This window comes from Streptomyces atratus (assembly GCF_900119365.1).
GTDB lineage: Bacteria > Actinomycetota > Actinomycetes > Streptomycetales > Streptomycetaceae > Streptomyces > Streptomyces atratus_B.
Window position 1 is genome coordinate 25,571 of record NZ_FPJO01000014.1, and the last position, 26,958, is coordinate 52,528.

Sequence of the window (26,958 nt, forward strand, 5' to 3'; positions counted from 1 at the left end):
GGCTCCGAGGGGGCCGGATACGACGGGAGGCTCCCGGGGCGTGCCCCGGGAGCCTCCTTCGTACACCGCTCCGGATCAGACGGCCTCGGCCTGCTGGGTGACCGGGCCCGCCCCGCGCAGCGGCACCTCCTTGACGAAGACCGAGGCGGCCAGGGCGATCAGGCCGACCGAGGCGCCGACCAGGAACGCGATGTGCGTGCCGGACGACACCGCGAACTGGTAGGCCTCGCGGGCCGCCTCCGGCAGCTTCGCCAGGCTCGCCGCGTCCAGCTGGGCGGACTTGGCGGTGGCCGCCCCGCCGCCGCGGGCGACCATCTCGTCCTGCACCCGTCCGGTGAACAGCGCGCCCATGATCGCGACGCCGAAGGAGCTGCCGAGCGTACGGAAGAGGGTCGTCGCGGAGGAGGCGACACCCATGTCCTTCATCTCGACGCTGTTCTGCGCGACGAGCATCGTGATCTGCATCAGGAAGCCCATGCCCGCGCCGAGCACCGCCATGTAGACGCCGGAGGTGAACCGCGTGGTGTCGACGTCCATCCGCGAGAGCAGGAAGAGACCGGTCACCATCAGTGCGGAGCCCACCACGGGGAAGATCTTGTACTTGCCGGTGCTGGTGGTGACCCGTCCGGCGACCAGCGAGACGACTATCATCGACAGCAGCATCGGCAGGAGCAGCAGACCCGAGTTGGTCGCCGACGCACCCTGGACGGACTGCTGGTACAGCGGCAGGAAGAGCACCGCGCCGAACATCACGAAGCCCGACATGAAGCCGACGACGGACATCAGGGTGAAGTTGCGGTTGCGGAAGATGTGCAGCGGGATGATCGGCTCTGCCGCCTTCGTCTCGACGAAGACGAAGCCGACGAGCGAGGCGACACCGATCGCGATGAGCTCCATGATCACGGCGGAGTTCCAGTCGTACTCCGTACCGCCCCAGGTGGTCACCAGCACGATCGCGGTGATGCCGAGGGTCAGCAGCCCCGCGCCGAGGTAGTCGACCTCGGCCTGGGTGCCCTTCCGCTTCGGCAGGTGCAGCACGATGGTGACCATGGCGAGGGCGACCGCACCCAGCGGCAGGTTGATGTAGAAGCTCCAGCGCCAGCCGAGGTGGTCGGTGATGGTGCCGCCGACCAGCGGTCCGCCGATCATGGCGACGGCCATGACCCCGGCCATCATGCCCTGGTACTTGCCGCGTTCGCGGGGCGGGACGAGGTCGCCGATGATCGCCATGACGCCGACCATCAGGCCGCCCGCGCCGAGTCCCTGGACCGCGCGGAAGCCGATCAGCTGGCCCATGTCCTGGGCCATTCCGCTCAGCACCGAGCCGATCAGGAAGATCACGATGGACGTGAGGAAGATGCCCTTGCGCCCGTACATGTCGCCGAGCTTGCCCCAGATGGGGGTGGAGGCGGCGGTGGCCAGGGTGTACGCGGTGACGACCCAGGACAGGTGCTCCAGGCCGCCGAGGTCACCGACGATGGTCGGCATGGCCGTGCCGACGATCAGGTTGTCCAGCATGGCGAGCAGCATCGTGATCATCAGAGCGAGCATCACCACCCGGACGCTGCGCTGCGGCGTCTCGGGTATGCCGGCCGGCCGGTCGGCGACGGCCGCCGTCCCGCCGCCTGTCTTCTTCGGATCGGACATTGGTCCCCACTCCCCTGATCCCCTGTTGGTCCCCTGCGCGGCCGGGCACTTACTTGACGCCCGGCTAGTAACTACACTGGGGAAAGTAGACCCCTAACTAGCCGGGCGTCAAGTAAGTTTCCAGCAAAGGAGAGCTTCATGGGGAGCACGCCGCAGCAGCGCCGTGGCAACACGCGCCAGCGCATTCAGGACGTCGCTCTGGAGCTCTTCGCCGAACAGGGCTACGAGAAGACCTCGCTCCGCGAGATCTCCGAGCGGCTGGATGTCACCAAGGCCGCGCTGTACTACCACTTCAAGACCAAGGAAGACATCCTGGTCAGCATCTTCGACGACCTCAACCGCCCGGTCGAGGAACTGCTGGCCTGGGGCAAGGAGCAGCCGCGCACCCTGGAGACGAAGAAGGAGATCCTCAGCCGCTACAGCGAGGCCCTGACCGCCGCCGCCCCGCTGTTCCGCTTCATGCAGGAGAACCAGGCGGCCGTACGGGATCTGAGCATCGGGGTGACCATCAAGGAGCGCGTCGTCGCCCTGGTCGACCTGCTCCAGGAGCCCGGCGCCTCACTGGCCGACCATGTGCGCTGCTCCACCGCGCTCTTCGCGACGCACGCGGGCATGTTCGCCCTCAAGGACCTCGAAGGCGACCCCGAGGAGAAGCGCAAGGCCGTCCTCGAAGTCGCCTTCGAACTGGTCACCCGGGCCCACGGCCAGGAGTCCGCAAAGTAGCGGAGCCGTCCCGGTCGGAGCCGTCCCGGTCGGGTCAGACCGTGACGCCCTGCTTGTGCAGGAAGCCGACCGGGTTGACCGCAGAGCCGTAGTTGGCGGTGTGCCGGATCTCGAAGTGCAGGTGCGGGCCGCTGGAGTTTCCGGTGTTGCCGGAGAGCGCGATCTTCTCGCCCGTCCGCACGGTCTCACCGATCCGTACGTCGATCTCCGACAGGTGGGCGTACTGCGAGTACGTGCCGTTGGCGTGCTTGATCACGACGGCGTTGCCGTACGCGGGACCGTCTCCGCCGCCGTTGGGGCCGGCCTTCACGACGACGCCGGTGTGCGCGGCCTCGACCTTGGTGCCGACCGGCACGGCGAAGTCCTGGCCGGAGTGCTTGTGGGCCCAGCGGCTGCCGTCGTTGCCGAAGCTCGCGCTCAGCTCGTAGCGGCTCACCGGGGCCTCCCAGCCGTGGGCCTTCTTCAGCGCGGCCTTCTTCGCCGCGGCCGCCTTCTTGATCGCTGCCGCCTTCTTGGTCGCGGCCTTCTCGGCGGCCTTGCCCTGCGCGACCGCCTGCTGGGCGACCGATTCGGCCGCGCCGCTGTTGATCAGGTTCACGGAATCCGGGGCACCCGCCGAGCCGGCCGCGAACGCAGCGCCCACGCCGAGAACCATCGACGTCCCCAGGCCGGCTGCCACGACGGCGCCACGGACACGGGACAGGGAAGGGCGGCGGGAGTGCTGGAACGAAACGCGCTTCGACATAGGCGGAGAACCTCCGGAGATGACTGGACCCGGCGCTCCGGCCGGGCTGGCCATTCCTTGGTAACCCGCACTCCGGCGATTGCTCAAATACCCCATCTACGAACAAAAGCCGTAGCCGGAGCCCCGGGAATTCGCCGCCGCGGGTTTGAAACGAGCCACGCCCGCACCTGTCGAAACTCTGGTTCCGGACAGGTTTAACCCCAGCTCCAAACCGCTCGAAACGGACAGATCCCAGCGATTCGGGCTCCGGCCTCGCCGCCCCCGAATGCCCCCTCCACCGCAAGGCCGAAGGCCCCCGCAGCGATCACGGCACCCTCTCCTACCGCACCTAGTAGGCCCGGAACGGGCTGTGCGCCTTGTCACCGCCGACGGGCCCCAAGGCTGTCCGTTTCAGGACCTTCGGCCTGTGCGCCGACTAGGCTGACGCGACGACCGCCAGCTCGACCCCGGGGGGACAGGCCATGGCCAGCGACACCGGCGACATGGACGGCATCGAGCTCGCCGATGCCGTCGAGTCGATCCGCAACCAGCTCGTCGAAGCCGCGGGCGCGCCACCGGCCGCCCCGTGGCCTTCGAGGTCGGCGACATCCAGATGGAGTTCGCCCTCGAACTCCGCAAGGAGATCAAGGGCGGGAGCAAGGTCAAGGCCTGGGTGGTCGAGGCGGGCGCCGACGCCTCCCGCGCGACCGGCCGCACCCACAAGGTCGCCTTCACCCTGAAACCGCGCGACGCCACCCCGTACTGGTCAATGGCTTACTGGACCTGGAGCCCGGCCCCGGCGACACCGTCACCCGGGACGAGATCGTCGTCCTGGCCGCGCTCTGCGCGCAGCACGCGACCTGGCTGGACGAGACGACACGGGCCAGGGTCCGCACGGCCGTCGGGGCGCTGTTCCCGCCGAGGAACGACACGGACGTACGGCTGCTCGCCCGCCTCGGCCCGGCCGCTCTGGACCATCTGCCCGACCCGGCACACGTACCCACCAAGGAACAGGCCCGCCCCTTCATCGACCTGATCAACGAGATCGGCGGGGCGGAGGCCATGTCCAGCGGAACCCCTGTATGACGGACCTTTCGCTCCTGGAGGACTGCGCCGAAGAGCTCAGGAACCACGGGCGGCGAGGGCCTCGACGTGGGCCGGTGACCACGGCACGCACGCCAGAGGGGCTGCCCCGGACCGTTTCGCACGGTTCCGGGACAGCCCCTTCTGCTTCTGCTCAGGCGCTCGGGGGCGTCCTCACACGTCCTTCGACATGTTCGGGCCCGCGCCGCCTGCCGCCTGCTCGATCGGGGGGACGTCGGGCAGCGCCGACTTCTCCTCGCCGCGGAAGGTGAAGGTCTTCTCCTCACCCTCGCCCTCGGTGCCGACGACCACGATGTGACCGGGGCGCAGCTCACCGAAGAGGATCTTCTCGGAGAGGATGTCCTCGATCTCGCGCTGGATCGTCCGGCGCAGTGGCCGGGCGCCCATCACGGGGTCGTAGCCCTTCTTGGCGAGGAGCGTCTTGGCGTCCGCGCTGAGCTCGATGCCCATGTCGCGGTCCTTCAGGCGCTCGTCCACCTTGGCGATCATCAGGTCGACGATCTGGATGATGTCTTCCTGGCTGAGCTGGTGGAAGACGACCGTGTCGTCGACACGGTTGAGGAACTCGGGCCGGAAGTGCTGCTTGAGCTCCTCGTTGACCTTGTTCTTCATCCGCTCGTAGCCGGTCTTGACGTCGCCCTGGGCGGCGAAGCCCAGGTTGAAGCCCTTGGAGATGTCCCGGGTCCCGAGGTTGGTCGTCATGATGATGACCGTGTTCTTGAAGTCCACGACCCGGCCCTGGGAGTCGGTCAGGCGACCGTCCTCCAGAATCTGGAGCAGGGAATTGAAGATATCGGGGTGGGCCTTCTCGACCTCGTCGAAGAGAACGACGGAGAACGGCTTGCGGCGCACCTTCTCGGTGAGCTGGCCACCCTCTTCGTAACCCACGTAACCGGGGGGAGAACCGAAGAGGCGGGAAACCGTGTGCTTCTCGCTGAACTCCGACATGTCGAGGGAAATCAGCGCGTCCTCGTCGCCGAAGAGGAATTCGGCGAGCGTCTTGGAGAGCTCCGTCTTACCGACACCGGACGGGCCGGCGAAGATGAACGAGCCACCGGGGCGCTTCGGGTCCTTCAGGCCGGCCCGCGTACGGCGGATCGCCTGCGAGAGGGCCTTGATGGCGTCCTTCTGCCCGATGACGCGCTTGTGGAGCTCGTCCTCCATGCGCAGCAGGCGGGAGGACTCCTCCTCCGTCAGCTTGAAGACCGGGATGCCGGTGGCGGTGGCCAGGACCTCGGCGATCAGCTCGCCGTCGACCTCGGCCACGACGTCCATGTCGCCGGCCTTCCACTCCTTCTCGCGCTTGGTCTTCGCGGCGAGCAGCTGCTTCTCCTTGTCGCGGAGGGAAGCCGCCTTCTCGAAGTCCTGGGAGTCGATGGCCGACTCCTTGTCGCGGCGGACGCCCGCGATCTTCTCGTCGAACTCGCGGAGGTCCGGCGGCGCGGTCATCCGGCGGATGCGCATCCGGGATCCGGCCTCGTCGATCAGGTCGATCGCCTTGTCCGGGAGGAAGCGGTCCGAGATGTACCGGTCGGCCAGCGTCGCGGCCTGGACCAGCGCCTCGTCCGTGATGGAGACGCGGTGGTGGGCCTCGTAGCGGTCGCGCAGACCCTTGAGGATCTCGATGGTGTGCGGCAGCGACGGCTCGGCGACCTGGATGGGCTGGAAGCGGCGCTCGAGAGCGGCGTCCTTCTCCAGGTGCTTGCGGTACTCGTCGAGCGTGGTGGCACCGATGGTCTGCAGCTCGCCACGGGCCAGCATCGGCTTGAGGATGCTGGCGGCGTCGATCGCGCCCTCGGCGGCACCCGCACCCACCAGGGTGTGGAGCTCGTCGATGAACAGGATGATGTCGCCGCGGGTGCGGATCTCCTTGAGGACCTTCTTCAGGCGCTCCTCGAAGTCACCGCGGTAGCGGGAGCCGGCGACCAGCGCGCCGAGGTCCAGGGTGTAGAGGTGCTTGTCCTTGAGGGTCTCGGGCACCTCGCCCTTGACGATGGCCTGCGCCAGGCCCTCGACGACCGCCGTCTTGCCGACGCCGGGCTCGCCGATGAGAACCGGGTTGTTCTTGGTCCGGCGGGACAGCACCTGCATGACCCGCTCGATCTCCTTCTCGCGCCCGATGACCGGGTCGAGCTTGGATTCGCGAGCGGCCTGGGTGAGATTCCGGCCGAACTGGTCGAGCACCAGGGACGTGGAGGGCGTGCCTTCCGCGGGGCCGCCCGCGGTCGCCGCCTCCTTGCTGCCCGAGTACCCGGAGAGCAGCTGGATGACCTGCTGCCGCACCCGGTTCAGGTCGGCGCCCAGCTTCACGAGGACCTGGGCGGCGACGCCCTCGCCCTCGCGGATCAGGCCGAGCAGGATGTGCTCGGTGCCGATGTAGTTGTGGCCGAGCTGGAGGGCCTCCCGGAGCGACAGCTCCAGGACCTTCTTGGCCCGGGGCGTGAAGGGGATGTGCCCGGACGGGGCCTGCTGGCCCTGGCCGATGATCTCCTCCACCTGCTGGCGGACCGCCTCGAGCGAAATCCCGAGGCTCTCCAGGGCCTTAGCGGCGACACCCTCACCCTCGTGGATAAGGCCCAGGAGGATGTGCTCGGTGCCGATGTAGTTGTGGTTGAGCATCCGGGCTTCTTCCTGAGCCAGGACGACAACCCGCCGCGCGCGGTCGGTGAACCTCTCGAACATCGTTAATCGCTCCTCAGAGCGGTCAGGCAGTAAGGGGTCGGTCCCCTCCCTGTCCTTCCGCAGCTTAGTCCCGCAAGCGGGGACCGCTCATTCCAACTGCCGACACCGTCCTTGGCCTCCTGCCCCGAACGCCGACAACTTCTCCAACCCGATGGTGCGAGACGATGTTCCCGCAGGCCAGGCAGATACCCCTTTCGCCAGTACGCCGATGGCGAACGTGAGATGCCCGAACCTGCGTGTCGCCCCTCCCCACTAGGGATGTCTTACCCGCAATTACAGACAGTCCATGCGGCGCGCGCCGGTTCCCTCCGCTACGGGCGAACACATTCGCGCTCCCGAATGCGTCCCTACGCCCCCATCGCGGACACATGACGCATCCGATCGCGGACTCTGCGTAACCCCGGAGGTCTCCGGGCCGTTCTTCCGGCATGGCCATCACCGTCCCGCCTCCTGCGCCGTCGGTCACCGGTGAGTACAAGAGCGGCGACTGTGCCCGGTGGGCGCAGTGGTACGAACGTGAGCTCGGCTGGGCGACGGCGGGCACCGCGCCGGTGCGCCTGCTGACCGGGGTGCGGTTCGACGTGCTCCAGGTCCCCGCGGCCGCCGGTCACGCGGCGCTGCGGCGGCTGGACCGCACCGGGCCCGTGGCGCTGTCGGGTGCGCGGATGAGCCTGCTGGTCGCGGTGGGGAGCGCCGAGGAGCTGCCCGGGCTGCTCGACTGGCTGGAGTGGGGAGGCGTTGCCCTCTCCCTGACCGCCATCGGCGCGGGCGGCCGGATCACCGCACCCGTGCCGCCCGGACGGATGGCGGGCCGGCCGGGGGCCGCCGCATGGCTGCGGCCCCCCGGGCCACGACACGAGGAAGGGTCGGAACTCCCGGCCCTCGCCGGCCTCGGGAGCAGGGGTGGGGGTGCTCCCGATCTCGTACGGCTGGTGGACGCGGTGGCGACGGAATGCCACCGGGCCCGGTTGATGCGCGCCCGAACGGGGCTGTCGGCGGATGGGCCGACAGCTCAGCCGTTGGCCTTCTCGTAAGCTTCGCGGATCTCCGCGGGAACACGGCCGCGGTCATTCACATTGTGGCCGTTCTCGCGGGCCCACTTACGGATCTCGGCGGTGTCCTTGTTGCCACCCGTAACGGCGCGACCCTTGCCACGGCCGGACGCCGCGCGGCCACCCGTACGCCGGCCACCCTTGGTGTACGGCTCAAGAAGACCACGGAGCTTGTCCGCGTTGCTCGTCGTGAGGTCAATCTCGTACGTCTTGCCATCGAGAGCGAACGTGACCGTCTCGTCCGCCTCGCCGCCGTCGAGGTCATCGACAAGAAGGACCTGAACCTTCTGTGCCACTGGATTCCCTTTCATCGAAAATGCAGTACGCGGAAAGGAAACCGCTTTTCCCCGGAAAACACAAACCCCCGGGAGAGGTTCAGGATCACGGGAAGACGGGAAACATGCGCGATTCGGACATAGGGGTTCCGGCTTCTTGTGGCGAGCACAGATGGCGGTCACAGATGCAGAAGCATCCGGCTGTTGCCCAAGGTGTTCGGCTTCACCCGTTCGAGACCCAGGAACTCCGCTACACCCTCGTCATAGGAACGCAGCAGCTCGCTGTAGACATCTCCGTCGACCGGCGTCTCTCCGATCTCCACGAAGCCGTGCTTCGCGAAGAAGTCCACTTCGAAGGTGAGACAGAAAACCCGCCGCACGCCGAGCCAACGGGCGGTCTGCAACAACTTGTCCAGCACTTGGTGACCGACTCCGGCGCCCCTGATGCTGTGGTCGACGGCGAGAGTACGCACTTCGGCGAGGTCTTCCCACATCACGTGCAGTGCGCCGCAGCCGATGACCCGGGCGTCCTCGTCGCGTTCCGCGATCCAGAACTCCTGGATGTCCTCGTAAAGCGTCACGGTCGCTTTGTCGAGCAGGATGCCTTCACGTACGTACCCGTCGAGGAGACGGCGGACCGATGCCACATCGCTGGTCCTGGCACGTCGGACTGTGATGGCCGTGTTTATGGCCGGCGGTTCGGTACAGGAATCGGCGTACGGAAGCTCTGAGGACATACCCCGACGCTATCGCCCGGCCTCCGGGGCCGCCCCATCGGCCGGATCCCCGGCCGCTTCTCCGGCCGCTTCTCCGGCCGGTTCACCGGTGGTCGTCCCGGGCGGCTCACCGGCGGGTTCGCCGGACGGGGGCTCGGGGGTTACGGACAGGCCGGGCTGGACGATCCGCATGGCGTCCTGGAGGGCCTCGCGCTGCTCGGCGGACATCATGCCGAAGAAGGCGACAAGTGCGGCCGCGGGGTTGTCACTGCGCGACCATGCTTCGTTCATCAGTGCCGCCGAGTAGGCGGCGCGGGTGGAGACCGCCGTATATCTATATGCGCGACCGTCGACTTCCCTGCGCACCCAGCCCTTCTGATGGAGATTGTCCATTACCGTCATGACGGTGGTGTAGGCGATGGAGCGTTCCTGCTGAAGGTCCTCAAGGACTTCCCGCACGGTGACCGGACGGTTCCATTGCCAGACCCGTGTCATCACGGCGTCTTCCAGATCTCCCAATGGGCGGGGCACAATGTCACTTTAGTGCCAGATGCCTGAAATGACCGGTTATTCGTGCGGCAAAGCGGCAAAAGGGCGCACGGCTCGGGATGAGCCGTGCGCCCTTCGCGTGCTGCGGGGCGGCGGGGGTCAGGCGCCGTCGGTCCGCGGGGCCTGCTGGACCGACTCGGCGCGGCCGATCGCCAGGTCCACGGCCGCGTCCTCCTTGGCCTTGTTGGGACCGCCCTGGCTCTTGACGATCGTCACGACGAGGCCGATGAAGAAGACGGCCATCACCACGGGGGGCACGAGCGCGGATACATAGTCCATGGCGTCCAGAGTAGCGAGGCCGGTACGGACTTCCGCGCCGCCCCTCCGCTGGGACCTTTCCGGCGGATCGGGGCCGGACCGGCCTGATCCGAACGAGAGGCCCTAACCCGCGGCGCGCTGCTGCGGCGGCGGGACCGGGCGGCGGCGGGGCGGGAAGACCTCCGAGGGCTTCGGCGCCGGGCGACCGGGCACCCGGCCGGGCCGGGCGGGCTCCGCCGGGGCCTTGGGCCGTTCGGGTTCGGCTTCGGCGGCCCGGCCGCCGGGCAGGGCGAGGAGCCGGCTGCGCGGCGCGGGGGCCTTCGCCGATACGGCGCGCCCGGCGAGGCGGGCCCGCACCGACCGCTCCGCGAGCACCTGACAGCGCTCCAGGAGCGCCGCGGCCAGCGGTCTGTGGCGCAGGGCGCGCAGCGCGGCGAGGTCGTCGGGGCCGGGGTCGTATCCGCCCGCCAGGGCGTCCTGGAGCAGTTCCAGATAGCCGCTGACGGAGCCGGGGAGGGCATTGCGGTAGCGGACGAGGTCGGCGAGGAGGAACGTGCGCAGCCGTCCCGCCTCGCCGACCGCCTCGTCCACGGCGCTGGCCAGCCGCAGGCAGTCCTGGACGTCCTCGTCCGGCAGGGGCATGGGGTGAAGGGCGATGGCGAGGGCACGTCGGAGCACCCGCAGCTCGTCCGCGCTGAACGCCATGCCGCCGCGTGATCCGTAAGGCGTGGGCATGACGCGACAATACGTGCTAAATGGACAAAATCGGCTTAACTGGCCGTCGCGGCGCGGCGGCGGGCCCGCTCCCCCGTGGGCCGTTCCCGCAGGTACACCGCCTGTCCACTACAGCCGGGACACGTTCCGCTCGTAGACCAGGCGCAGGCCGATGAGGGTGAGCCAGGGCTCGTGCTCGTCGATGACGGAGGATTCGCCCAACACCATCGGCGCAAGGCCGCCCGTCGCGATGACGGTGACGTCGTCGGGGTCGGCCGCCAGCTCCTTCTTCATCCGCGCGACGACGCCGTCGACCTGGCCGGCGAAGCCGTAGATGATGCCCGACTGCATCGCCTCGACCGTGTTCTTGCCGATCACGCTGCGCGGCCGGGCCAGCTCGATCTTGCGGAGCTGGGCGCCCTTGACGCCGAGCGCCTCGACCGAGATCTCGATGCCGGGGGCGATGACACCGCCGGTGTACTCGCCCCGGGCGGACACCGCGTCGAAGGTGGTGGCCGTGCCGAAGTCGACGACGATCGCCGGACCGCCGTACAGGTCGGCGGCGGCGGCCGCGTTGATGATGCGGTCCGCGCCGACCTCCTTCGGGTTGTCCATCAGGATCGGCACGCCGGTCTTGATGCCCGGCTCGACCAGCACGGCGGGGACGTCGCCGTAGTAGCGGCGGGTCACCTCGCGCAGCTCGTGCAGGACGGCCGGGACCGTGGAGCAGATCGCGATGCCCTCGATGCCGTCGCCCAGCTCCATGCCGAGCAGCGGGTGCATGCCCATCAGGCCCTGGAGCAGCACGGCGAGCTCGTCGGCGGTGCGGCGGGCGTCGGTGGAGATCCGCCAGTGCTCGACGATCTCCTCGCCGTCGAACAGGCCGAGGACGGTGTGGGTGTTGCCGACGTCGATGGTGAGCAGCATCAGACGTCGGCCCCGTCGGTGTCGCGGAAGTCCAGGCCGATGTCGAGGATCGGCGAGGAGTGGGTGAGCGCGCCGACGGCCAGGTAGTCGACGCCCGCCTCGGCGTAGGCGCGGGCGGTGTCGAGGGAGAGCCTGCCGGAGGACTCCAGGACCGCACGGCCGCCGGTCAGGGCGACCGCCTCGACCGTCTGCAGCGGGGTGAAGTTGTCCAGCAGGATCAGGTCGGCGCCCGCGTCGAGCACCTCGCGGACCTGCTGGAGGGTGTCGACCTCGACCTCGATCGGTACGTCCGGGAACTCGTCCCGTACGCGCTTGAAGGCCTCGGCGACGCCGCCCGCCGCGATGACGTGGTTGTCCTTGACCAGCGCCGCGTCCGACAGCGACATCCGGTGGTTGACGCCGCCGCCGCAGCGCACCGCGTACTTCTCCATGGCGCGCAGGCCCGGGGTGGTCTTGCGGGTGTCGCGGACCTTGGCCTTCGTGCCTTCGAGCACATCGGCCCAGGCGCGGGTGGCGGTCGCGATGCCGGAGAGCCTGCACAGCAGGTTGAGCGCGCTGCGCTCGCCGGTGAGCAGGTCGCGGGTGCGGGTGGTGACGGTCAGCAGCTTCTGGCCGGGGGCGACCCGGTCGCCGTCCTCGACGTGGCGCTCGACCGCGAACTCCTCGGTGCAGACGATGGACAGGACGGCCTCGGCGATGCGCAGACCGGCCACGACGCCCGCCTCGCGGGCGGTGAAGTCACCGGTGGCCACGGCGTCCTCGGCGACGGTCGCGACGGTGGTGACGTCCACCCCGCCGTCCAGGTCCTCCTCGATCGCGACGTGCGCGACGTCCTCGACCTGGACCGGGTCCAGGCCCGCGTCGGCGAGGAGCTGGGCGAGGGCGGGGTCGAGGCCGCACTCCAGCGGGTCGAGCTCGTAGAGCTCGTCCCCGCCGCAGCCGCAGCCGTCCCCGCAGCCGCCCGCGGACGGTGCGGGCGCGCCGATCTGGATCAGCGGTACGTCCACGGGTGTGGGGCGCGGATTCTCTTCGGGCGTGCTCACGGTTACGGCTCCTCGGTGACGTCGGCGGGGTGGGTGGGGGGTGCTGCTGCGCAGTCTGGTGCCTGCGTGGGGCGTACGGGCCCGAATGCCTGGGTCTCCGTCCGACGGAGGACCGGGCGGCGCTCCGGGGTGAGCCGTACGACGAGGTGGCGGCGCCAGTTCTCGTCGTCGCGCTCGGGCCGGTCCTCGCGCCAGTGGCAGCCGCGGGTCTCCTCGCGCTGCCGGGCGGCGGCGACCAGGACGCGCGAGACGAGCAGCAGGTTGGTGGCCTCCCACGCCTCGACGCCGGGCACCGCGACCTTGGGCTCGTCGGCCTCCACGGCCAGGGCGGCACTGTTGTGGAGGGCCTCCAGCTCGTCGGCGGCGGCGGCCAGGCTCTCCGCGGAGCGGAGGACTCCGGCGCCCCGGGTCATGATGCGCTGGATCGTGGACCGGGCCTCCGGGGCGATCAGCGGGGAGGGCCCGTGGTCGTCGCCGGTCTCCGCGGCGCCCGCGCGGGGCCGGTCCTCGACGATGTCCGCCGCGATGCGCTCGGCGAAGACGAGGCCCTCCAGCAGGGAGTTGGACGCCAGCCGGTTCGCGCCGTGCACGCCGGTGCAGGCGACCTCGCCGCAGGCGTACAGACCGGGCACCGTGGTACGTCCCCGCAGGTCGGTGCGGATGCCGCCGGAGGCGTAGTGCGCGGCGGGGGCGACGGGAATCGGTTCGGTGACCGGGTCGATGCCGTGGGCGCGGCAGGCCGCCAGGATCGTGGGGAAGCGCTGCTCCCACATCTCGGCGCCGAAGTGGCGGGCGTCGAGGTACATGTGCTCGGTGCCGAGCAGCTCCATCCGGCGGGTGATGGCCTTGGCGACGATGTCGCGCGGGGCCAGCTCCGCCAGCTCGTGCTGTCCGAGCATGAAGCGCGTGCCGGACGCGTCGACGAGATGGGCGCCCTCGCCCCGTACCGCTTCCGAGACCAGCGGCTGCTGGCCCTCGGAGCCGGCGCCGAGGAAGAGGACCGTCGGGTGGAACTGGACGAACTCCAGGTCGGAGATCTCCGCGCCGGCCCGCAGCGCCAGCGCCACGCCGTCGCCGGTGGAGACCGCCGGGTTGGTGGTGGCGGAGAAGACCTGGCCCATGCCGCCGGTGGCGAGGACCACCGCGGGGGCGTGGACCGCGCCGACGCCGTCGTGCTGGCCCTCGCCCATGACGTGCAGCGTGACGCCCGCCGTACGTCCTCCGGCGTCGGTGAGGAGGTCCAGTACGAGCGCGTTCTCCACGGTATGCAGGGCGGCCTCGCGGACCGCCTCGACCAGGGCGCGGGAGATCTCGGCGCCCGTGGCGTCGCCGCCCGCGTGGGCGATGCGGCGGCGGTGGTGGCCGCCCTCACGGGTCAGCGCGATGTCGCCGCTCTCCGTGGTGTCGAAGTGGGCGCCGGTCCCGATCAGCCGGCGCACCGCGTCCGGGCCCTCGGTGACCAGCATCCGCACCGCCGCCCCGTCGCACAGGCCGGCGCCCGCGACCAGGGTGTCGTCGAGGTGCTGCTCGGGGGTGTCGCCCTCGCCGAGCGCGGCCGCGATACCGCCCTGCGCCCAGCGGGTGGAGCCGTCGTCGAGGCGGGCCTTGGTGACGACGACGGTGGCGAGGCCCGCGGCGGCGCAGCGCAGCGCGGTGGTGAGACCGGCCACGCCGGAGCCGACCACCACGACGTCGGCGTCGATGGACCAGCCGGGGGCGGGGGCGGTCAGCCGTATTCCGGTCACGTGGTGGCTCCGAAGGTCAGCGGGATGTTGTCGATGAGGCGGGTCTTGCCGACCCGCGCGGCGACGGCGAGGGTCGCCTCGCCGGTGGTGCGGTCGTCGGGAATCTCGGTGAAGTCGGCCGGGTCCACCAGTGCCAGGTAGTCCAGGGCGAGCGGGGGCTGTGCGGCCGCCGCGTCGTCGAGGATCAGGAGCGCGGCCGCCCGTACCGCCGAGGGGCCGTCGACCGGGCGGGCCAGGGCCACCGCCTGGGTGTCGGCGGCGGCGCGGGCCTCGCCGAGCGCGGTGAGCGCGGCGGCCCGGCCGGTGGTGGCCGAGGTGGTCTGGGCGCGGGCGTGCAGCGCCTGCTGGGCGGCGAGCCGGTCGCGGGCGGCGAACAGGGCCCGGGACAGGGCGAGGGCGGTGTGCCGCTCCTCCGCGTCCAGGAAGCGGTTGCGGCTGGAGAGCGCCAGGCCGTCCGGCTCGCGGACCGTCTCCACGCCGACGATCTCCACGGGGAAGTTCAGATCGCGCACCATCCGGCGGATCAGCGCCAGCTGCTGGGCGTCCTTCTGCCCGTAGAACGCGACGTCGGGGCGGGTCAGGTGGAGGAGCTTGGCGACGACGGTGAGCATGCCGTCGAAGTGCCCGGGGCGCGAGGCCCCTTCGAGCCGCTCACCCATCGGGCCCGCCGAGATCCGGACCTGCGGCTCGCCGCCGGGGTAGACCTCGTCGACGGACGGCGCGAAGACCGCGTCCGCCCCGGCGGCGCCCGCCACGGCGAGATCGGCGTCGAGCGTGCGGGGGTAGCGCTCCAGGTCGGCGGCCTCGCCGAACTGGAGCGGGTTGACGAACACGGTGACGACCACCTGGCCGTCGGGGCCCGCCGCCGCGCGGGCGGCGCGGATCAGGGTGGCATGGCCCTCGTGCAGGGCGCCCATGGTCATGACGACGGCCCGCGGTCCCTCGAAGGGGGCGAACGCGCCGAGCTCGGCCGCGGTGCGGAGCAGGGGGGCCGCGGGCCCGTGGGGCGCGGCGGGGCGGGGGGTGCCGGTCGTGTCGGTCATCGGGGCTCCTGTGATCCGGTGCCCGTGCCGTCGGCCAGGACCCCGAGCAGGTCCTCGGCCAGCTCCGGCTTGAGCATGCCGTGGGCGAGGGCGCGGTCGGCGGTGGCGCGGGCCATCGCGACGTATCCGGCCACGGTCTGCGGGGCGTGCCTGCGCAGCTCGCCGATGTGCGCGGCGACCGTACCGGCGTCGCCGCGGGCCACGGGGCCGGTCAGCGCGGCGTCGCCGGAGCGCAGGGCGTTGTCGAGCGCGGCGCCGAGCAGCGGGCCGAGCATCCGGTCGGGGGCGGTGACCCCCGCCGTGCGCAGCAGCTCCATCGACTGGGCGACCAGGGTGACCAGGTGGTTCGCACCGAGGGCGAGCGCCGCGTGGTAGAGCGGACGGGACTCCTCCGCGATCCATTCGGGCTCGCCGCCCATCTCGATGACCAGCGCCTCGGCGGCGAGCCGCAGCTCCTCGGGGGCGGTCACGCCGAAGGAGCAGCCGGCCAGCCGCTGGACGTCGACGGAGGTGCCGGTGAACGTCATCGCGGGGTGCAGGGCGAGCGGCAGGGCGCCGGCCCGCAGCGCCGGGTCCAGGACGCCGGTCCCGTACCGCCCCGAGGTGTGGACGATCAGCTGCCCCGGCCGCACCGCGCCGGTCCCGGCGAGGCCCTCGACCAGGCCGGGCAGGGCGTCGTCGGGGACGGTCAGCAGCACCAGCTCGGCGCGCGCGAGGACCTCGGCGGGCGGTACCAGCGGCACGTCGGGCAGCAGGGCGGCTGCCCGGCGCACGGACGCGTCGGAGACGCCCGACACGGCGACCGGCCGGTGCCCGGCGAGCTGCAGGGACGCGGCGAGAGCGGGGCCGACACGGCCCGCGCCCACGACGCCGACCGTGAGGCGGGCGGGGCGGTCCCTCGCGTCGAGGGGGTCATGGGGGGCTGTTGCATTCACGCGGCGATGGCCTTCCGTTCCAGTCCGCAGGGGGTACCGGACGACTCCTCTGCATGCTACGCCAGCGTTTCGTCCTGACTCCTGGCCGTCCACAGCCTGTGGGAAAAGTCCGGGCGGGAGGCGCGGCCCGGAGCCGGGAACGCCCGGAAAACCGTGTGGGCCCGCGCTGCGGGCTGCGTGATGATCGTCCCATGACAGACACAGCAGACATGGGCGGGCAGTCACGGCCGGAGGCACCGGAGGACCCGCGGGAGGAGCTGCGGGAGGAATCCTCTCAGGACGCGCAGCGGTCGCGCAGGATCAACGCCTGGGCCGCGGCCGAACGGGTCCTGATCCGGCCGGCCATGAACCTCCCGCTCGGTGAGCGGCTGGCCGCGCTGACGGCCGGGGCCGGGTCCGTCACCGATCTCGACCGCCCCGCGGACATCTACGGCGACGGCGTCGTCGCCGAGCTGGAGGAGCGGATCGCGGGCCTGCTGGGGACGGAGGCCGCGGCGTTCTTCCCGACCGGGACGATGGCGCAGCAGGTCGCGCTGCGGTGCTGGGCCGGGCGGACCGGCAACCCCACGGTGGCGCTGCATCCCCTCGCCCACCCCGAGGTGCACGAGCGCGGCGCGCTGGGGGCGGTGAGCGGGCTGCGTACGGTCCATCCGACGTACGAGCCCCGGCTGCCCACGGCTCAGGAGATCCGCGACTTCGACGAGCCGTTCGGCACGCTGATGCTGGAGCTGCCGTTGCGCGACGCCGGTTTCGTCCTGCCGACGTGGGAGGAGCTGGAGGACGTGGTGGCGGCCGCGCGGGAACGCGATGCGGTGGTGCACATCGACGGCGCGCGGCTGTGGGAGTGCGCCCCCCGCTTCGGGCGGGAGCTGCCGGAGATCGCGGCACTCGCGGACAGCGTGTACGTGTCGTTCTACAAGACCCTCGGCGGGATCTCCGGGGCCGCGCTGGCCGGTCCCGCCTCGCTGATCGAGGAGGCCCGCACCTGGCGCCACCGGTACGGCGGGCAGCTCTTCCAGCAGTTCCCCGCGGCGCTCGCCGCCCTGATCGGCCTCGACCGGGAGCTGCCGCAGCTGGCTTCGTACGTGGCGCAGGCGAAGGTGGTGGCCGGGGCGCTGGCCGAGGGCTTCCCGGCGGCCGGCACCCCGTGGTTCCGGGTGCATCCGGAGCCGCCGCACACGCACCAGTTCCAGGTGTGGCTGCCGTACGGGGCGGACGTCCTGACGGAGGCGGCGGTGCGGCAGGCGGAGGAGACGGGCGTGTCCCTCTTCCGCAAGTGGTACCCGGCGGCCGCCGGGCCGCCCGGACTGTCGTTCACCGAGGTGACGGTGGGACGGGAGGGGCTGGAGTGGACGGCTGGGGATGTGCGGAACGCCGTACGGGAGTTCGTGGAGCGGCTGGCCTAGCGGGATTCCGCCGGGCCGGCGGGGGAATGGCCGGGAGCGCCACAGCCGCCGGTTCCGCGGCTCCGGGCGATCAGGGAACGCAGGGCCGCCCATCGGAGGCCGCGCGCCGGGCGGCCCGCGATCACCGCGTCGAAGCGGGCCCGGTCGCGTGCCTCGCGCACCACGGCCCAGTCGTGCCGGCCCGGCAGTGGCGGCGCCGGCTCGCCCCGCTGGGCCGCGCGACAGCTGTCGATCATGTGCTGCTGAATGGCGTCCATGGCCACAGCGTGGGCCGGTCCCCGGCCGCTCGGCCCGCCGATTGACGACCACCGTCAAATGGTGCGATGCCTTCCGCGGCCACCCCGCACCATGGAGGGGTGAGCGTGCACATCGACATCGCCGGGCTGGCGCCAGGCCGCATCGTCTTCGAGACCTCCCCCCTCGCCGAGCTGGGGCTGGCCCTGCACGCCCTCTCCGAGCCGGGACACCACCCGGGCCTGCACGGCTGGGCGACGGCGACCTCCAGCGCGCTGGACCCGGATCTCGCCGACCGGCTGCACGAGGCCGACTTCCTGTGGCGCCACACGTTCTCGGACGTCTTCATGCCGTTCGCCGGAATCCTCGGCGGCAACGGCCGGACGGGCGCCGACCTCGCCGAGGACCTCGACATCCTCGACCGGCTGGACGACGAGCGGTTCGTCGCCGCCGCCCTGGAGTTCACCTGCACCAGCCTGTACGGGCAGGGCGCCCCCTCCCCGCTCGACGACCCGACGATGCGCGCCCGCGCCCTGGAGATGGCGGCGGCGCGCGGCCCCCGGCAGGTGGAGTTCGCCCAGCAGCTGCTGGCCGACCCGGCCCCGGTGCGGGCCTGGGTGCGGCGCCTGTTCGAGGACTGCGACCGGGCGTTCTTCGCGGACACCTGGTGCCGGGTGCGGGTCCAGCTGGTCGCCGACGCCCGGCACAAGACCGACCTGCTGCGGCGCAGGGGGATCGGCGAGGCGATGGGCGCGGTCTCCACGGCGCTGACCGTCGACGAGGCCGTGACCCGGATCAGCGCCGACAAGCTGACCGAGGGCCGCACCAGCGCCGTCGGCCCCGGGCTCACCCTCATCCCGTCCACCTTCGGCTGGCCGCACCTCAATCTGCTGCACGCCCCGGGCTGGCGCCCGGTGATCCACTACCCGGTGCACCAGCCCGAGCTGCCCTCCCCCGCCTCCGTGGAACTGCTCCAGCTGCGCATGGAGGCGCTGGCCCACCCGATGAGGATGCGGCTCTGCCGCCACCTCGCCCGCTCCCCGCACACGACCGGCCAGCTCGCCGACACGCACGGCATCACGGCCCCCGAGGTCTCCCGGCATCTCTCGGTGCTGAAGAAGGCGGGCCTGGTCACCACCCGGCGGCGCGGCCGGTACGTACTGCACCAGCTGGACCTGACCTCGGTGGCACGGCTCGGCAGCGACTTCCTGGAAGGCATCCTGCGCTGAACGGAAGGCGCCCCGGGCCCCGACGACGGCCCGCCGCCCCGGACCGGCGGGCCCGCCGGTCAGACCGTCCCGCCACCACCGGCCCGGACCAGCCCCGTCTCGTACGCGAGGACCACGACCTGCACCCGGTCGCGCAGGTTCAACTTGGTGAGGATGCGGCCCACGTGCGTCTTCACCGTCGCCTCGGAGAGCACCAGGCGCGCCGCGATCTCGCCGTTCGACATGCCCTGGGCGACCAGCAGCATCACCTCGCGCTCGCGTTCGGTGAGCTTGGCGATGTCCTTGTGCTGCGGCTCGCCGGCGCCGCTGGGCAGCATCGGCGAGAAGCGGTCGAGCAGCCTGCGGGTGGTGGACGGGGCGACGACCGCGTCACCGCTGTGCACGGAGCGGATCGCGGCCAGCAGCTCGGCGGGCGGCACGTCCTTGAGCATGAAGCCGCTGGCCCCGGCCTTCAGCCCGGAGAAGGCGTACTCGTCGAGGTCGAACGTGGTCAGGATGAGCACCTTGGGCGCGTCCGGCTGCGCGCAGATGCGCCGGGTGGCCTCGACACCGTCCAGCCGCGGCATCCGCACATCCATCAGCACCACATCGACGGCGGTGGAGCGAAGGTTCTCGATCGCCTCCGCGCCGTCGCCGGCCTCGGCCACGACCTCCATGTCCGGCTGGGCGGCGAGCACCATCCGGAAGCCGGTGCGCAGCAGCACCTGGTCGTCGACGAGCATCACGCGGATCGCCATGAGGGGTCCTGTCTCCTGTCTGATAGGGCGTCGGCTCCGACGCCTAGTGGGCCGGCTTGAGCGGCAGCAGCGCGCTGATCCGGAAGCCGCCACCGGGCCTCGGCCCGGCGTCCAGCGTGCCGCCGACCATGCCGACCCGCTCGCGCATACCGATCATCCCGTGGCCCGCGCCGTCGGCGCCGCCGTCCTCGTACAGTTCGTGCGCCGCGCCCCGCCCGTCGTCCTCGACCAGCAGCCCGAGCCCGTCGTCGAAGTAGACCAGACGCACACTGGCCCCCGCGTCCGGGCCGCCGTGCTTGCGGGTGTTGGTCAGGGCCTCCTGCACGATGCGGTACGCGGTCAGCTCGACCCCGCTGGGCAGCGGGCGCGGGGTTCCCTCGATCTTGAAGTCGACGGCCAGGCCGGTCTGTCTGACCTGTTCGATCAGATCCCCGATCTGGTCCACATCGGGCTGCGGGACGTACTCCCCGCTCTCCTGCGCGTCGCCCGTCCGCAGCACCCCGAGCAGCCGCCGCATCTCGGCCAGTGCCTGCCTGCCGGTGCTGGAGATGGTCTCCAGAGCCTGCTTGGCCTGGTCGGGGGCCGCGTCCATGACGTACGCCGCACCGTCGGCCTGCACCACCATCACCGACACGTTGTGCGCGACGACGTCGTGGAGTTCGCGGGCGATTCGGGCGCGCTCGGCCGCCACCGCGACCTTCGACTGCGCCTCGCGCTCCCGCTCCAGCCGGGCGGCGCGCTCCTCCAGCTGGCTGAAGTAGGCGCGCCTGGTCCGCATCGAGTCGCCGAGCACCCAGGCGAGCACGAACGGAACGGTCAGCACGACGACGATGAAGACTTCCTCGGCCCAGCCGGTCCGCGGCCCCTCGCCCGGCCAGCGCAGCTTGGACAGCGACGCCGCGCTCAGGCTGCAGACCAGCGCGAGCCAGGACGCCCAGCGCTCCCCGACGGTGGCCACGGTGAAGACGATCACCAGCATCGCGAAGTTCATGACACCGGGCCCCACCCCGGTGACCATCTGCGTCACCCCCATCGCGATGGCGAGCAGCAGCATCTTCTCCGGCGCGCGCCGGCGCAGGGCGACGACCACGCAGAGGCCGAGGATGATCGGAACGGCGGCGACGCGCTCCCTCGTGCTTCCTCCCATACCCACGATGGACAGGCCGGAGAGCCCGAGGAGGACGACGGCCCAGAAGGTGTCGACGCCCGTCGGGTGTCTGCGGAGGAATTCGTAGAGGCGCTGCACGTGACCCAGCGTAGGGACAGGCAAGGGGCGGACGGGTCAGCCGAAGGGCCGATCCGGCTCCAGGGACCGTACTCCCCAAGGTGGAGACTTGGACACGTGACGGACGAGTGGCGTGGGTGGCAGGAGGCGGCGGAGACCGCTTTGTACGGGGACGGGGGGTTCTACCGGAGCCCCGAAGGGCCGGCGGGCCACTTCCGTACCTCCGTCCACGCCTCCCCGCTCTTCGCCTCCGCCGTCGCCCGGCTGCTGGTCGCAACGGCACGGGAGCTGGGTACCGGCTCGGTCGACCTGGTGGACCTGGGCGCCGGGCGGGGCGAGCTGCTGACGGGGGTGCTGGCGGCGCTGCCGTCCGCCGGCGCCGACGGTCTGACCGTGCGGGCGTACGCCGTGGAGCTGGTCGGCCGTCCGCCCGGACTGGATCCCCGGATCGAGTGGTGCGCCGAACCGCCGCCGGGGACCCGTGGCCTGCTGTTCGCCAACGAGTGGCTGGACAACGTCCCGACCGAGGTCGCCGAGACCGACGCGGACGGTGTCGCCCGGTACGTCCTCGTCCGGCCCGGGGACGGTACGGAACGGCTGGGCGGGCCGGTGACCGGGGCGGACGCCGAGTGGCTGCGCCGCTGGTGGCCGTCGGCCGGCCCGGGCAGCCGGGCGGAGATCGGCCGCCCCCGCGACGAGGCCTGGGCGCGGGCGGTGACCACGCTGGCCGGGGGGCTCGCCGTGGCGGTGGACTACGCCCATGTGCGCGAGGCGCGGCCCCCGTTCGGCACCCTGACCGGCTTCCGGGCCGGCCGCGAGGTCCGGCCGGTGCCGGACGGCAGCTGCGACCTCACCTCGCACGTGGCGCTGGACGCGTGCGCGGTGGCCGGGTCCGGTGGCGGTGCGCCGCCCGAGCTGCTGAGCCAGCGCGAGGCGCTGCGCCGCCTCGGCGTCAGCGGCGAGCGCCCGCCCCTGGCCCTGGCGTCGGCCGACCCGGCCGGCTACGTACGGGCGCTCGCCTCGGCGGGCGAGGCGGCGGAGCTGACGGCCCGGGGCGGCCTCGGCGATTTCGGCTGGCTGATGCAGCGCAGGGGCTGAGAGCGGGCGCCCTGGGCTCGGAGTCCCGGCCCGGCCACGCGATACTGGCCGCATGACGGAGACGACAGTCGGCATCGGCGGCGCGGCGGAGAGCACCGACATGGTGCTCAACATCGGCCCGCAGCACCCCTCCACCCACGGCGTGCTCCGACTGCGCATCGTCCTGGACGGCGAGCGCATCCAGCACGCCGAGCCGGTCATCGGCTACATGCACCGGGGCGCCGAGAAGCTGTTCGAGGCCCGCGACTACCGGCAGATCGTGATGCTCGCCAACCGCCACGACTGGCTGTCGGCGTTCTCCAACGAGCTGGGCGTCGTGATGGCCGTGGAGCGCATGCTCGGCATGGAGGTCCCGGAGCGCGCGGTCTGGACCCGCACCCTGCTCGCCGAGCTGAACCGGGTCCTGAACCATCTGATGTTCCTCGGTTCGTACCCGCTCGAACTCGGCGGGATCACCCCGGTGTTCTACGCCTTCCGCGAGCGCGAGGAGCTCCAGGCCGTGATGGAGGAGGTCTCCGGCGGCCGGATGCACTACATGTTCAACCGCGTCGGCGGCCTCAAGGAGGACCTCCCGGCCGGATGGCTCGGCCGCGCCCGGGACGCCGTCGCCTCGGTCCGGTCCCGGATGGACGTCTACGACGACCTGGTGCTCGGCAACGAGATCTTCCGGGGCCGCACCCGCGGCGTGGGCGTGCTCTCCGCCGGGACCGTGCACGCGTACGGGGTGTCCGGGCCGATCGCCCGCGCCTCGGGCGTCGACTTCGACCTGCGGCGCGACGAGCCGTATCTCGCGTACGGGGAGCTCCAGGACACCCTGAAGGTGGTCACCCGCACCGAGGGCGACTGCCTGGCCCGCTTCGAGTGCCTGCTGGAGCAGACGCACAACGCCCTGGACCTCGCGGACGCCTGCCTGGACCGGATGGCCGCCCTGGCCCCCGGACCGATCAACCAGCGGCTGCCCAAGGTGCTGAAGGCCCCCGAGGGCCACACCTACGCCTGGACCGAGAACCCGCTCGGCGTCAACGGCTACTACCTGGTGTCCAAGGGCGAGAAGACCCCGTACCGGCTGAAGCTCCGCTCCGCCTCGTACAACAACATCCAGGCGCTCACCGAGCTGCTGCCGGGCACGCTGGTCGCCGACATGGTGGCGATCCTGGGCTCGCTCTTCTTCGTCGTCGGCGACATCGACAAGTGACCGACGAGCAGCGGCCGCCGTCCCGGGTCCCGGGGCGGCGGCCGCTGCTCGTCGTGCGGGTCGCGTGCGCTACGAGATCGCGCTGCGCAGCTCCACCACGTCCAGCTGCTCGGTCTCGTCGTGTGCGGTCAGGTCGATGACCTCGCCCACGACGCGCTCCGGGGCCGTGCCCGTACGGTGTGCGGCCAGCGCCTCCTCGCCCACCACGTCGGCGAGGTCCTCGTCCTGCACGGACTCGATCGCGGCGCGCGCAGCCTTCTGCGTACCGAAGAAGTCGAAGCTGCCCTGCGGCACCGGATGGCGGCGGGAGGCCGCGTACGGGGCGACGGCGGTGGCGGCCGGTGCGGTGCGCGCCGGGGGCAGAGCGGCGGACCGACGGGGTGCGGGCAGGGCGGTCGGCGGGCGCAGATGCCGCGCGCCGGTCCGGTCCTCGTCCGCGGCGTGCTTGCCCTGCCGTTCCTCCTCCTCCCGGGACCGCTCCTCCAGATCGCGCTTCCTGGCCTGCTCGGCGGTGCGGCGTGCCTCCTGGAGCGCCCCGTTGCGCGAGAGGTCCTCCAGCGCCTGGGCGGCCCGCAGATAGGCGGCCGGTGTCGGCGTGCTGCACGCGGCAGGCAGCTCCCGGGGTGCGGCGGCGGCCTCGATGGCGAGCTGCCTGCGGCCCTCCAGCGCACTGGCGCGCTCGGTCTCGGCGTTGGCGTACCGGCGCAGCAGCGCGGCGTGCTCCCCGCGGAGGTTGGCGAGCTCCACGCGCTTGCGGCGCAGCTTCGTCTCCAGCCGGGTGCGCAGCTCCCGCGACTCCTCCAGGTCGGCGTCCAGCTCGGCGAGCCGCTCCTCGGCCCGCCACTCGTCACCGGCGCGGGCCCGCGTCAGCTCCGCGACCCGGCGGCCGGCCTCCCGGTCCCAGCTGCGCATCAGATACGCGCCGGTCACGGCGGCAGCCGCCGAGGCGGCCACCAGACCGCGCAGGACCAGGGGCTCGGCGAGCAGCCAGGCGCCCCCGGCACAGAGGACCGAGACTCCGACGACTGCCGACGGCGGAAGGATTCTGTGCAGAGGTGGCGAATGGCGATGACGTCCACGTGGCATGGCCTGAAATTTACCGTGTGTACGGGGCACTTGGGGGGCCGCCCGCCAATCTGTTCCCTGCCGGTTACCTGACGGCCCCCTTTCCGCCCCGATTCCTACTTCTCGACGAGGCGCTTCGAGCGCAGATAGTCCTTGGCCACATCGGCGGGCTTTGCGCGCTCGGCGTCGACCTTGCGGTTCAGTTCCGCGAGATCCTCGGTGGTGAGCGCCTTGGTGAGCTTGCCGAGTGCGTCGGCGATGTCCTGGGAACCGGCGTCCTTCGCATTGAGGACCGGCAGCACGTTGTCGGCGTTCTGAAGCTTCTTGTCGTCCTCCAGGAACACCAGGCCGTAGCTGTCCAGCACCGCGTCCGTGGTGGTGGTGAGGACCAACTGGTCCTTGCCGTCCTTGACCGCCTGCTTGGACTGCGGCGTACCGACTCCCTTGGGGTCTATACCGGTGACATTGATGCCGTACGTCTTCTTCAGACCGGGTGCGCAGAACGGCCGCACCTCGCACTCGTCACCCGCCGCGATCTTCACTTCGGCCTTCGACCTGCCGAGGTCCGAAAGGGTCTTGAGCTTGTTCTTCCCGGCGAATTCCTTGGTGACCGCGAAGGCGTTCTGGTCGACGGCCGCACCGGCCGGAAGCACCTTCAGTCCGCGCGGGGTGGCGAGCTTCTCCAGCGCGGCGACCGTGGCCGCCGTGTCACCGGAGGCGACCGGCGCCTTCTCGGCCTTCTTCGAGCCGTTCACCTTGGCATTGAGGAATTCGGCGATCGTCGCGGCGTATTCGGGGACGACATCGATCTCACCCTTCTCCAGGGACGGCTCGTACAGTTCCCGGTTCGCCACGGTGGTGACCGAGGTGCTGTATCCGGCGTCGCCCAGGATCTGCGCGTACAACTCCGCGAGCACCTTGGACTCGGTGAAGGAGGCGGCGCCGACGACCAGCGAGCCCTTCTTGCCGGAGCCCGCGGCGCCGCCGGATGCCGAGCCCGCCTTGTCCTTCTCCAGGCTGTCGCCGCCGCAGGCGGCGAGCGAGCCGGCCAGCGCGACCATGCCGATGACCGCGCCGGCTGTGCGCGAGGTCTTGCTCATTGTCGTTCTCCGTCCACGGCCACAGGGGCCGTACGAGTTCACAGCAACAGGTCTGTACGTGATGCGATCGGGGAATCGCGGACCGGGTTCCATGGGGCGCTCATGCCGCCGTCATGCCGTCCGGCGGCGGCGCAGCGGTGACAGCAGCCGGTCCAGGCCCACCAGCACCGCCTCCACCAGCAGCGCGAGCACGGCGACCAGCACCGCCCCCGCGACCACCTGCGGTGTGTTGTACGTGTTGAAGCCGGCGGTGATGATCCGGCCGAGGCCGCCCTGGCCGACCATCGCGGCGATCGTCGCCGTGGCGACCACCTGGACCGCGGCGGAGCGCAGCCCGGTCATGACCATCGGGTAGGCCAGCGGGAGTTCGACCCGGAGGAAGAGCTGCCGCCCGGACATCCCCATGCCGCGCGCCGCCTCCCTCACCGACCGGTCGACCTCCGTCATCCCGACGTAGGCGTTGGTCAGCAGCGGTGGCACGGCGAACAGCACCAGCGCGATGACCGTCGGCACATATCCGGCGTTGCGCAGCGGCGAGACCATGAAGAGCGCCAGCACCGCGAAGACCGGCACCGCCCGCCCCGTGTTGGAGAGGTTGACGGCCAGCGCGCCCCCCTTCCCGATGTGCCCCAGGTACAGCGCGACCGGCAGTGCCACCGCGCACGCCAGGGCGAGCGCGACGCCGCTGACGTACAGATGCTCGGCGAGCCGGTGGGCCGCCCCGCTCTCCCCCGACCAGTTGGCGCCGGTGGTGAGCCAGGTCCAGGCCTCGCCGAGAACTCCCATGGGTCAGACCGCCTTTGCCACGGTGTCCGCGTCCGCGTGCGCGGCGCGTATTCGGGTCCAGGGGGTCAGCAGCCGCTGCACACCGAGCAGCAGCAGATCCGCGACGACCGCGAGCAGTACGCACAGGACCGAGGCGGTGAGCACCTGGGCCTTGAAGAAGCTGGGGAGCGCGTCCCCTATGAGGTTGCCGAGGCCGCCCCTGCCGATGATCGACCCGACCGTCGTCAGCGCGATCGTCGACACCGTGGCGATCCGCACCCCGGCCATCAACGCGGGCACGGCCAGCGGGAGTTCCACCTCCCACAGCAGCCGGGCCGGTCCGTACCCCATCCCCTCCGCGGCCTCCTTCGCCTCCTGGGGCACCGCTTCCAGGCCCGCCAGGATGTTCCGCACGAGAATGGTCAGCGAATACAGCACCAGGCCGGTGACCACCAGCGCGGCGGAGAGCCCGAACAGCGGCAACAGCAGCGAGAACATGGCGAGCGAGGGCACGGTGTAGAGCACCGTCGTCAGACCGAGCACCGGTCCGGCGAAACGGCGACTGCGGCGCGCGAGCAGCGCCAGCGGAAAAGCCACCAGGAGTCCGATCACCACCGAGACCGCGGTGATCCAGATGTGCTGGACCGTCGCATCGGTCAACTCCTGGCTGCGGGAACGGAGATACTCCCCGCAGATCCAGTCGTTCGTCACCAGGCAGTTCTGTCCCGCGGCCATCCGTCCCCACCTCCCGGTCACCGCTTCGTACG

Annotated in this window: 26 protein-coding genes and 1 pseudogene; 7 read left to right on the top strand and 20 right to left on the bottom strand. The window is 71.4% G+C overall.

The window, feature by feature from the left end:
• Positions 1-75: 75 nt before the first annotated feature.
• Positions 76-1,647 (bottom strand): MDR family MFS transporter, encoded by a 1,572-nt coding sequence (locus BT364_RS22590; protein WP_072487055.1) that lies wholly within the window; start codon positions 1,645-1,647, stop codon positions 76-78.
• Positions 1,648-1,785: 138 nt separating this feature from the next.
• Here BT364_RS22590 and BT364_RS22595 point away from each other — a divergent pair, with 138 nt between their 5' ends.
• Complete coding sequence (locus BT364_RS22595; RefSeq protein WP_072487056.1) at positions 1,786-2,370, top strand: TetR/AcrR family transcriptional regulator; 585 nt, start codon at positions 1,786-1,788, stop codon at positions 2,368-2,370.
• 34 nt (positions 2,371-2,404) lie between these two features.
• Here the strand turns inward: BT364_RS22595 and BT364_RS22600 are convergent, their stop codons facing one another.
• Positions 2,405-3,115, bottom strand: coding sequence for a M23 family metallopeptidase (locus BT364_RS22600; protein ID WP_072487057.1), 711 nt, complete (start codon positions 3,113-3,115; stop codon positions 2,405-2,407).
• 461 nt (positions 3,116-3,576) lie between these two features.
• Here BT364_RS22600 and BT364_RS43170 point away from each other — a divergent pair.
• A pseudogene (locus BT364_RS43170) lies at positions 3,577-3,848 on the top strand (trypco2 family protein); the annotation flags it as partial.
• Between the two features lie 503 nt (positions 3,849-4,351).
• Here BT364_RS43170 and BT364_RS22610 read toward each other — a convergent pair.
• The gene (locus BT364_RS22610; protein ID WP_072487058.1) at positions 4,352-6,880 is read right to left on the bottom strand and encodes an ATP-dependent Clp protease ATP-binding subunit; all 2,529 of its coding nucleotides are present in this window, start codon (positions 6,878-6,880) and stop codon (positions 4,352-4,354) included.
• A gap of 428 nt (positions 6,881-7,308) precedes the next feature.
• Here BT364_RS22610 and BT364_RS22620 point away from each other — a divergent pair, with 428 nt between their 5' ends.
• Positions 7,309-7,914 carry an SCO3374 family protein gene (locus tag BT364_RS22620; protein WP_072487059.1) on the top strand — a complete coding sequence of 202 codons (606 nt, stop codon included), beginning with the start codon at positions 7,309-7,311 and terminating at the stop codon, positions 7,912-7,914.
• Here the strand turns inward: BT364_RS22620 and BT364_RS22625 are convergent.
• The 10 genes from BT364_RS22625 to BT364_RS22670 all read right to left on the bottom strand — a co-directional run bounded on the left by BT364_RS22625 (position 7,893) and on the right by BT364_RS22670 (position 16,137).
• Positions 7,893-8,228, bottom strand: a complete 336-nt coding sequence (locus BT364_RS22625; RefSeq protein WP_072487060.1) for a histone-like nucleoid-structuring protein Lsr2 — start codon at positions 8,226-8,228, stop codon at positions 7,893-7,895. The genes BT364_RS22620 and BT364_RS22625 overlap by 22 nt on opposite strands.
• A 158-nt stretch (positions 8,229-8,386) precedes the next feature.
• Positions 8,387-8,944, bottom strand: coding sequence for an amino-acid N-acetyltransferase (locus BT364_RS22630; RefSeq protein ID WP_072487061.1), 558 nt, complete (start codon positions 8,942-8,944; stop codon positions 8,387-8,389).
• 9 nt (positions 8,945-8,953) lie between these two features.
• Positions 8,954-9,454: a BlaI/MecI/CopY family transcriptional regulator gene (locus BT364_RS22635; RefSeq protein ID WP_072487062.1), complete on the bottom strand. Its 501-nt coding sequence runs from the start codon at positions 9,452-9,454 to the stop codon at positions 8,954-8,956.
• Positions 9,455-9,571: 117 nt separating this feature from the next.
• A complete protein-coding gene (locus tag BT364_RS22640; protein WP_072487063.1) occupies positions 9,572-9,751 on the bottom strand; it encodes a hypothetical protein in 180 nt (59 codons plus the stop codon).
• Between the two features lie 102 nt (positions 9,752-9,853).
• Positions 9,854-10,435 carry a hypothetical protein gene (locus BT364_RS22645; protein ID WP_072487064.1) on the bottom strand — a complete coding sequence of 194 codons (582 nt, stop codon included), beginning with the start codon at positions 10,433-10,435 and terminating at the stop codon, positions 9,854-9,856.
• A gap of 138 nt (positions 10,436-10,573) precedes the next feature.
• Positions 10,574-11,371, bottom strand: coding sequence for a type III pantothenate kinase (locus BT364_RS22650; RefSeq protein WP_072487065.1), 798 nt, complete (start codon positions 11,369-11,371; stop codon positions 10,574-10,576).
• The gene (gene nadC, locus BT364_RS22655; protein ID WP_072487066.1) at positions 11,371-12,414 is read right to left on the bottom strand and encodes a carboxylating nicotinate-nucleotide diphosphorylase; all 1,044 of its coding nucleotides are present in this window, start codon (positions 12,412-12,414) and stop codon (positions 11,371-11,373) included. The genes BT364_RS22650 and nadC overlap by 1 nt, the downstream gene beginning before the upstream one ends.
• A 2-nt stretch (positions 12,415-12,416) precedes the next feature.
• A complete protein-coding gene (locus BT364_RS22660) occupies positions 12,417-14,159 on the bottom strand; it encodes an L-aspartate oxidase (RefSeq protein WP_072487067.1) in 1,743 nt (580 codons plus the stop codon).
• On the bottom strand, positions 14,156-15,202 hold the full coding sequence (panC, locus tag BT364_RS22665; protein ID WP_072487068.1) for a pantoate--beta-alanine ligase: 1,047 nt from the start codon (positions 15,200-15,202) through the stop codon (positions 14,156-14,158). Before panC ends, BT364_RS22660 begins: the two co-directional genes overlap by 4 nt.
• The gene (locus tag BT364_RS22670) at positions 15,199-16,137 is read right to left on the bottom strand and encodes a Rossmann-like and DUF2520 domain-containing protein (RefSeq protein WP_072487069.1); all 939 of its coding nucleotides are present in this window, start codon (positions 16,135-16,137) and stop codon (positions 15,199-15,201) included. The genes panC and BT364_RS22670 overlap by 4 nt, the downstream gene beginning before the upstream one ends.
• A gap of 191 nt (positions 16,138-16,328) precedes the next feature.
• Between BT364_RS22670 and BT364_RS22675 the strand changes: the two genes are divergently transcribed.
• Entirely contained in the window at positions 16,329-17,543 is a 1,215-nt protein-coding gene (locus BT364_RS22675) for a threonine aldolase family protein (RefSeq protein ID WP_079179590.1), read from the top strand.
• On the opposite strand, the gene BT364_RS22680 is transcribed toward BT364_RS22675, so the two are convergent.
• Entirely contained in the window at positions 17,540-17,800 is a 261-nt protein-coding gene (locus BT364_RS22680) for a hypothetical protein (RefSeq protein WP_072487171.1), read from the bottom strand. The two genes, BT364_RS22675 and BT364_RS22680, sit on opposite strands and share 4 nt — an antisense overlap.
• A gap of 105 nt (positions 17,801-17,905) precedes the next feature.
• On the opposite strand from BT364_RS22680, the gene BT364_RS22685 reads away from it, so the two are divergent.
• Positions 17,906-19,006, top strand: coding sequence for a DUF5937 family protein (locus BT364_RS22685; protein ID WP_072487172.1), 1,101 nt, complete (start codon positions 17,906-17,908; stop codon positions 19,004-19,006).
• 59 nt (positions 19,007-19,065) lie between these two features.
• Here BT364_RS22685 and BT364_RS22690 read toward each other — a convergent pair whose 3' ends face one another.
• On the bottom strand, positions 19,066-19,743 hold the full coding sequence (locus BT364_RS22690) for a response regulator (protein ID WP_072487070.1): 678 nt from the start codon (positions 19,741-19,743) through the stop codon (positions 19,066-19,068).
• Positions 19,744-19,786: 43 nt separating this feature from the next.
• Positions 19,787-20,989 (bottom strand): sensor histidine kinase, encoded by a 1,203-nt coding sequence (locus BT364_RS22695; protein WP_072487071.1) that lies wholly within the window; start codon positions 20,987-20,989, stop codon positions 19,787-19,789.
• A 96-nt stretch (positions 20,990-21,085) separates the two neighbouring features.
• On the opposite strand from BT364_RS22695, the gene BT364_RS22700 reads away from it, so the two are divergent.
• Complete coding sequence (locus BT364_RS22700) at positions 21,086-22,066, top strand: SAM-dependent methyltransferase (RefSeq protein ID WP_072487072.1); 981 nt, start codon at positions 21,086-21,088, stop codon at positions 22,064-22,066.
• 52 nt (positions 22,067-22,118) lie between these two features.
• Positions 22,119-23,261 carry an NADH-quinone oxidoreductase subunit D gene (locus tag BT364_RS22705; protein WP_072487073.1) on the top strand — a complete coding sequence of 381 codons (1,143 nt, stop codon included), beginning with the start codon at positions 22,119-22,121 and terminating at the stop codon, positions 23,259-23,261.
• A 69-nt stretch (positions 23,262-23,330) separates the two neighbouring features.
• Here BT364_RS22705 and BT364_RS22710 read toward each other — a convergent pair whose 3' ends face one another.
• From BT364_RS22710 to BT364_RS22725, 4 genes are all read right to left on the bottom strand, one after another.
• Positions 23,331-24,347 (bottom strand): hypothetical protein, encoded by a 1,017-nt coding sequence (locus BT364_RS22710; RefSeq protein WP_177328201.1) that lies wholly within the window; start codon positions 24,345-24,347, stop codon positions 23,331-23,333.
• A gap of 95 nt (positions 24,348-24,442) precedes the next feature.
• Positions 24,443-25,426: an ABC transporter substrate-binding protein gene (locus BT364_RS22715; RefSeq protein ID WP_072487074.1), complete on the bottom strand. Its 984-nt coding sequence runs from the start codon at positions 25,424-25,426 to the stop codon at positions 24,443-24,445.
• A 111-nt stretch (positions 25,427-25,537) separates the two neighbouring features.
• The gene (locus BT364_RS22720) at positions 25,538-26,212 is read right to left on the bottom strand and encodes an ABC transporter permease (protein ID WP_072487075.1); all 675 of its coding nucleotides are present in this window, start codon (positions 26,210-26,212) and stop codon (positions 25,538-25,540) included.
• 3 nt (positions 26,213-26,215) lie between these two features.
• Positions 26,216-26,926 carry an ABC transporter permease gene (locus BT364_RS22725; RefSeq protein WP_072487076.1) on the bottom strand — a complete coding sequence of 237 codons (711 nt, stop codon included), beginning with the start codon at positions 26,924-26,926 and terminating at the stop codon, positions 26,216-26,218.
• Positions 26,927-26,958 lie beyond the last annotated feature (32 nt).

Excerpts from the sequence above, each read along its gene's own strand:
- BT364_RS22620 (WP_072487059.1), top strand. The coding sequence starts at position 7,309 with ATGGCCATCACCGTCCCGCCTCCTGCGCCGTCGGTCACCGGTGAGTAC.
- BT364_RS22630 (WP_072487061.1), bottom strand. The coding sequence starts at position 8,944 with ATGTCCTCAGAGCTTCCGTACGCCGATTCCTGTACCGAACCGCCGGCC.
- BT364_RS22690 (WP_072487070.1), bottom strand. The coding sequence starts at position 19,743 with ATGGCGATCCGCGTGATGCTCGTCGACGACCAGGTGCTGCTGCGCACC.
- BT364_RS22725 (WP_072487076.1), bottom strand. The coding sequence starts at position 26,926 with ATGGCCGCGGGACAGAACTGCCTGGTGACGAACGACTGGATCTGCGGG.
- BT364_RS22705 (WP_072487073.1), top strand. The coding sequence starts at position 22,119 with ATGACGGAGACGACAGTCGGCATCGGCGGCGCGGCGGAGAGCACCGAC.
- BT364_RS22645 (WP_072487064.1), bottom strand. The coding sequence starts at position 10,435 with ATGGCGTTCAGCGCGGACGAGCTGCGGGTGCTCCGACGTGCCCTCGCC.
- panC (WP_072487068.1), bottom strand. The coding sequence starts at position 15,202 with ATGACCGACACGACCGGCACCCCCCGCCCCGCCGCGCCCCACGGGCCC.
- BT364_RS22675 (WP_079179590.1), top strand. The coding sequence starts at position 16,329 with ATGACAGACACAGCAGACATGGGCGGGCAGTCACGGCCGGAGGCACCG.
- BT364_RS22715 (WP_072487074.1), bottom strand. The coding sequence starts at position 25,426 with ATGAGCAAGACCTCGCGCACAGCCGGCGCGGTCATCGGCATGGTCGCG.
- BT364_RS22710 (WP_177328201.1), bottom strand. The coding sequence starts at position 24,347 with ATGCCACGTGGACGTCATCGCCATTCGCCACCTCTGCACAGAATCCTT.
- BT364_RS22680 (WP_072487171.1), bottom strand. The coding sequence starts at position 17,800 with ATGGACGCCATTCAGCAGCACATGATCGACAGCTGTCGCGCGGCCCAG.
- BT364_RS22590 (WP_072487055.1), bottom strand. The coding sequence starts at position 1,647 with ATGTCCGATCCGAAGAAGACAGGCGGCGGGACGGCGGCCGTCGCCGAC.
- BT364_RS22640 (WP_072487063.1), bottom strand. The coding sequence starts at position 9,751 with ATGGACTATGTATCCGCGCTCGTGCCCCCCGTGGTGATGGCCGTCTTC.
- BT364_RS22595 (WP_072487056.1), top strand. The coding sequence starts at position 1,786 with ATGGGGAGCACGCCGCAGCAGCGCCGTGGCAACACGCGCCAGCGCATT.
- BT364_RS22720 (WP_072487075.1), bottom strand. The coding sequence starts at position 26,212 with ATGGGAGTTCTCGGCGAGGCCTGGACCTGGCTCACCACCGGCGCCAAC.
- BT364_RS22610 (WP_072487058.1), bottom strand. The coding sequence starts at position 6,880 with ATGTTCGAGAGGTTCACCGACCGCGCGCGGCGGGTTGTCGTCCTGGCT.
- BT364_RS22650 (WP_072487065.1), bottom strand. The coding sequence starts at position 11,371 with ATGCTGCTCACCATCGACGTCGGCAACACCCACACCGTCCTCGGCCTG.
- BT364_RS22600 (WP_072487057.1), bottom strand. The coding sequence starts at position 3,115 with ATGTCGAAGCGCGTTTCGTTCCAGCACTCCCGCCGCCCTTCCCTGTCC.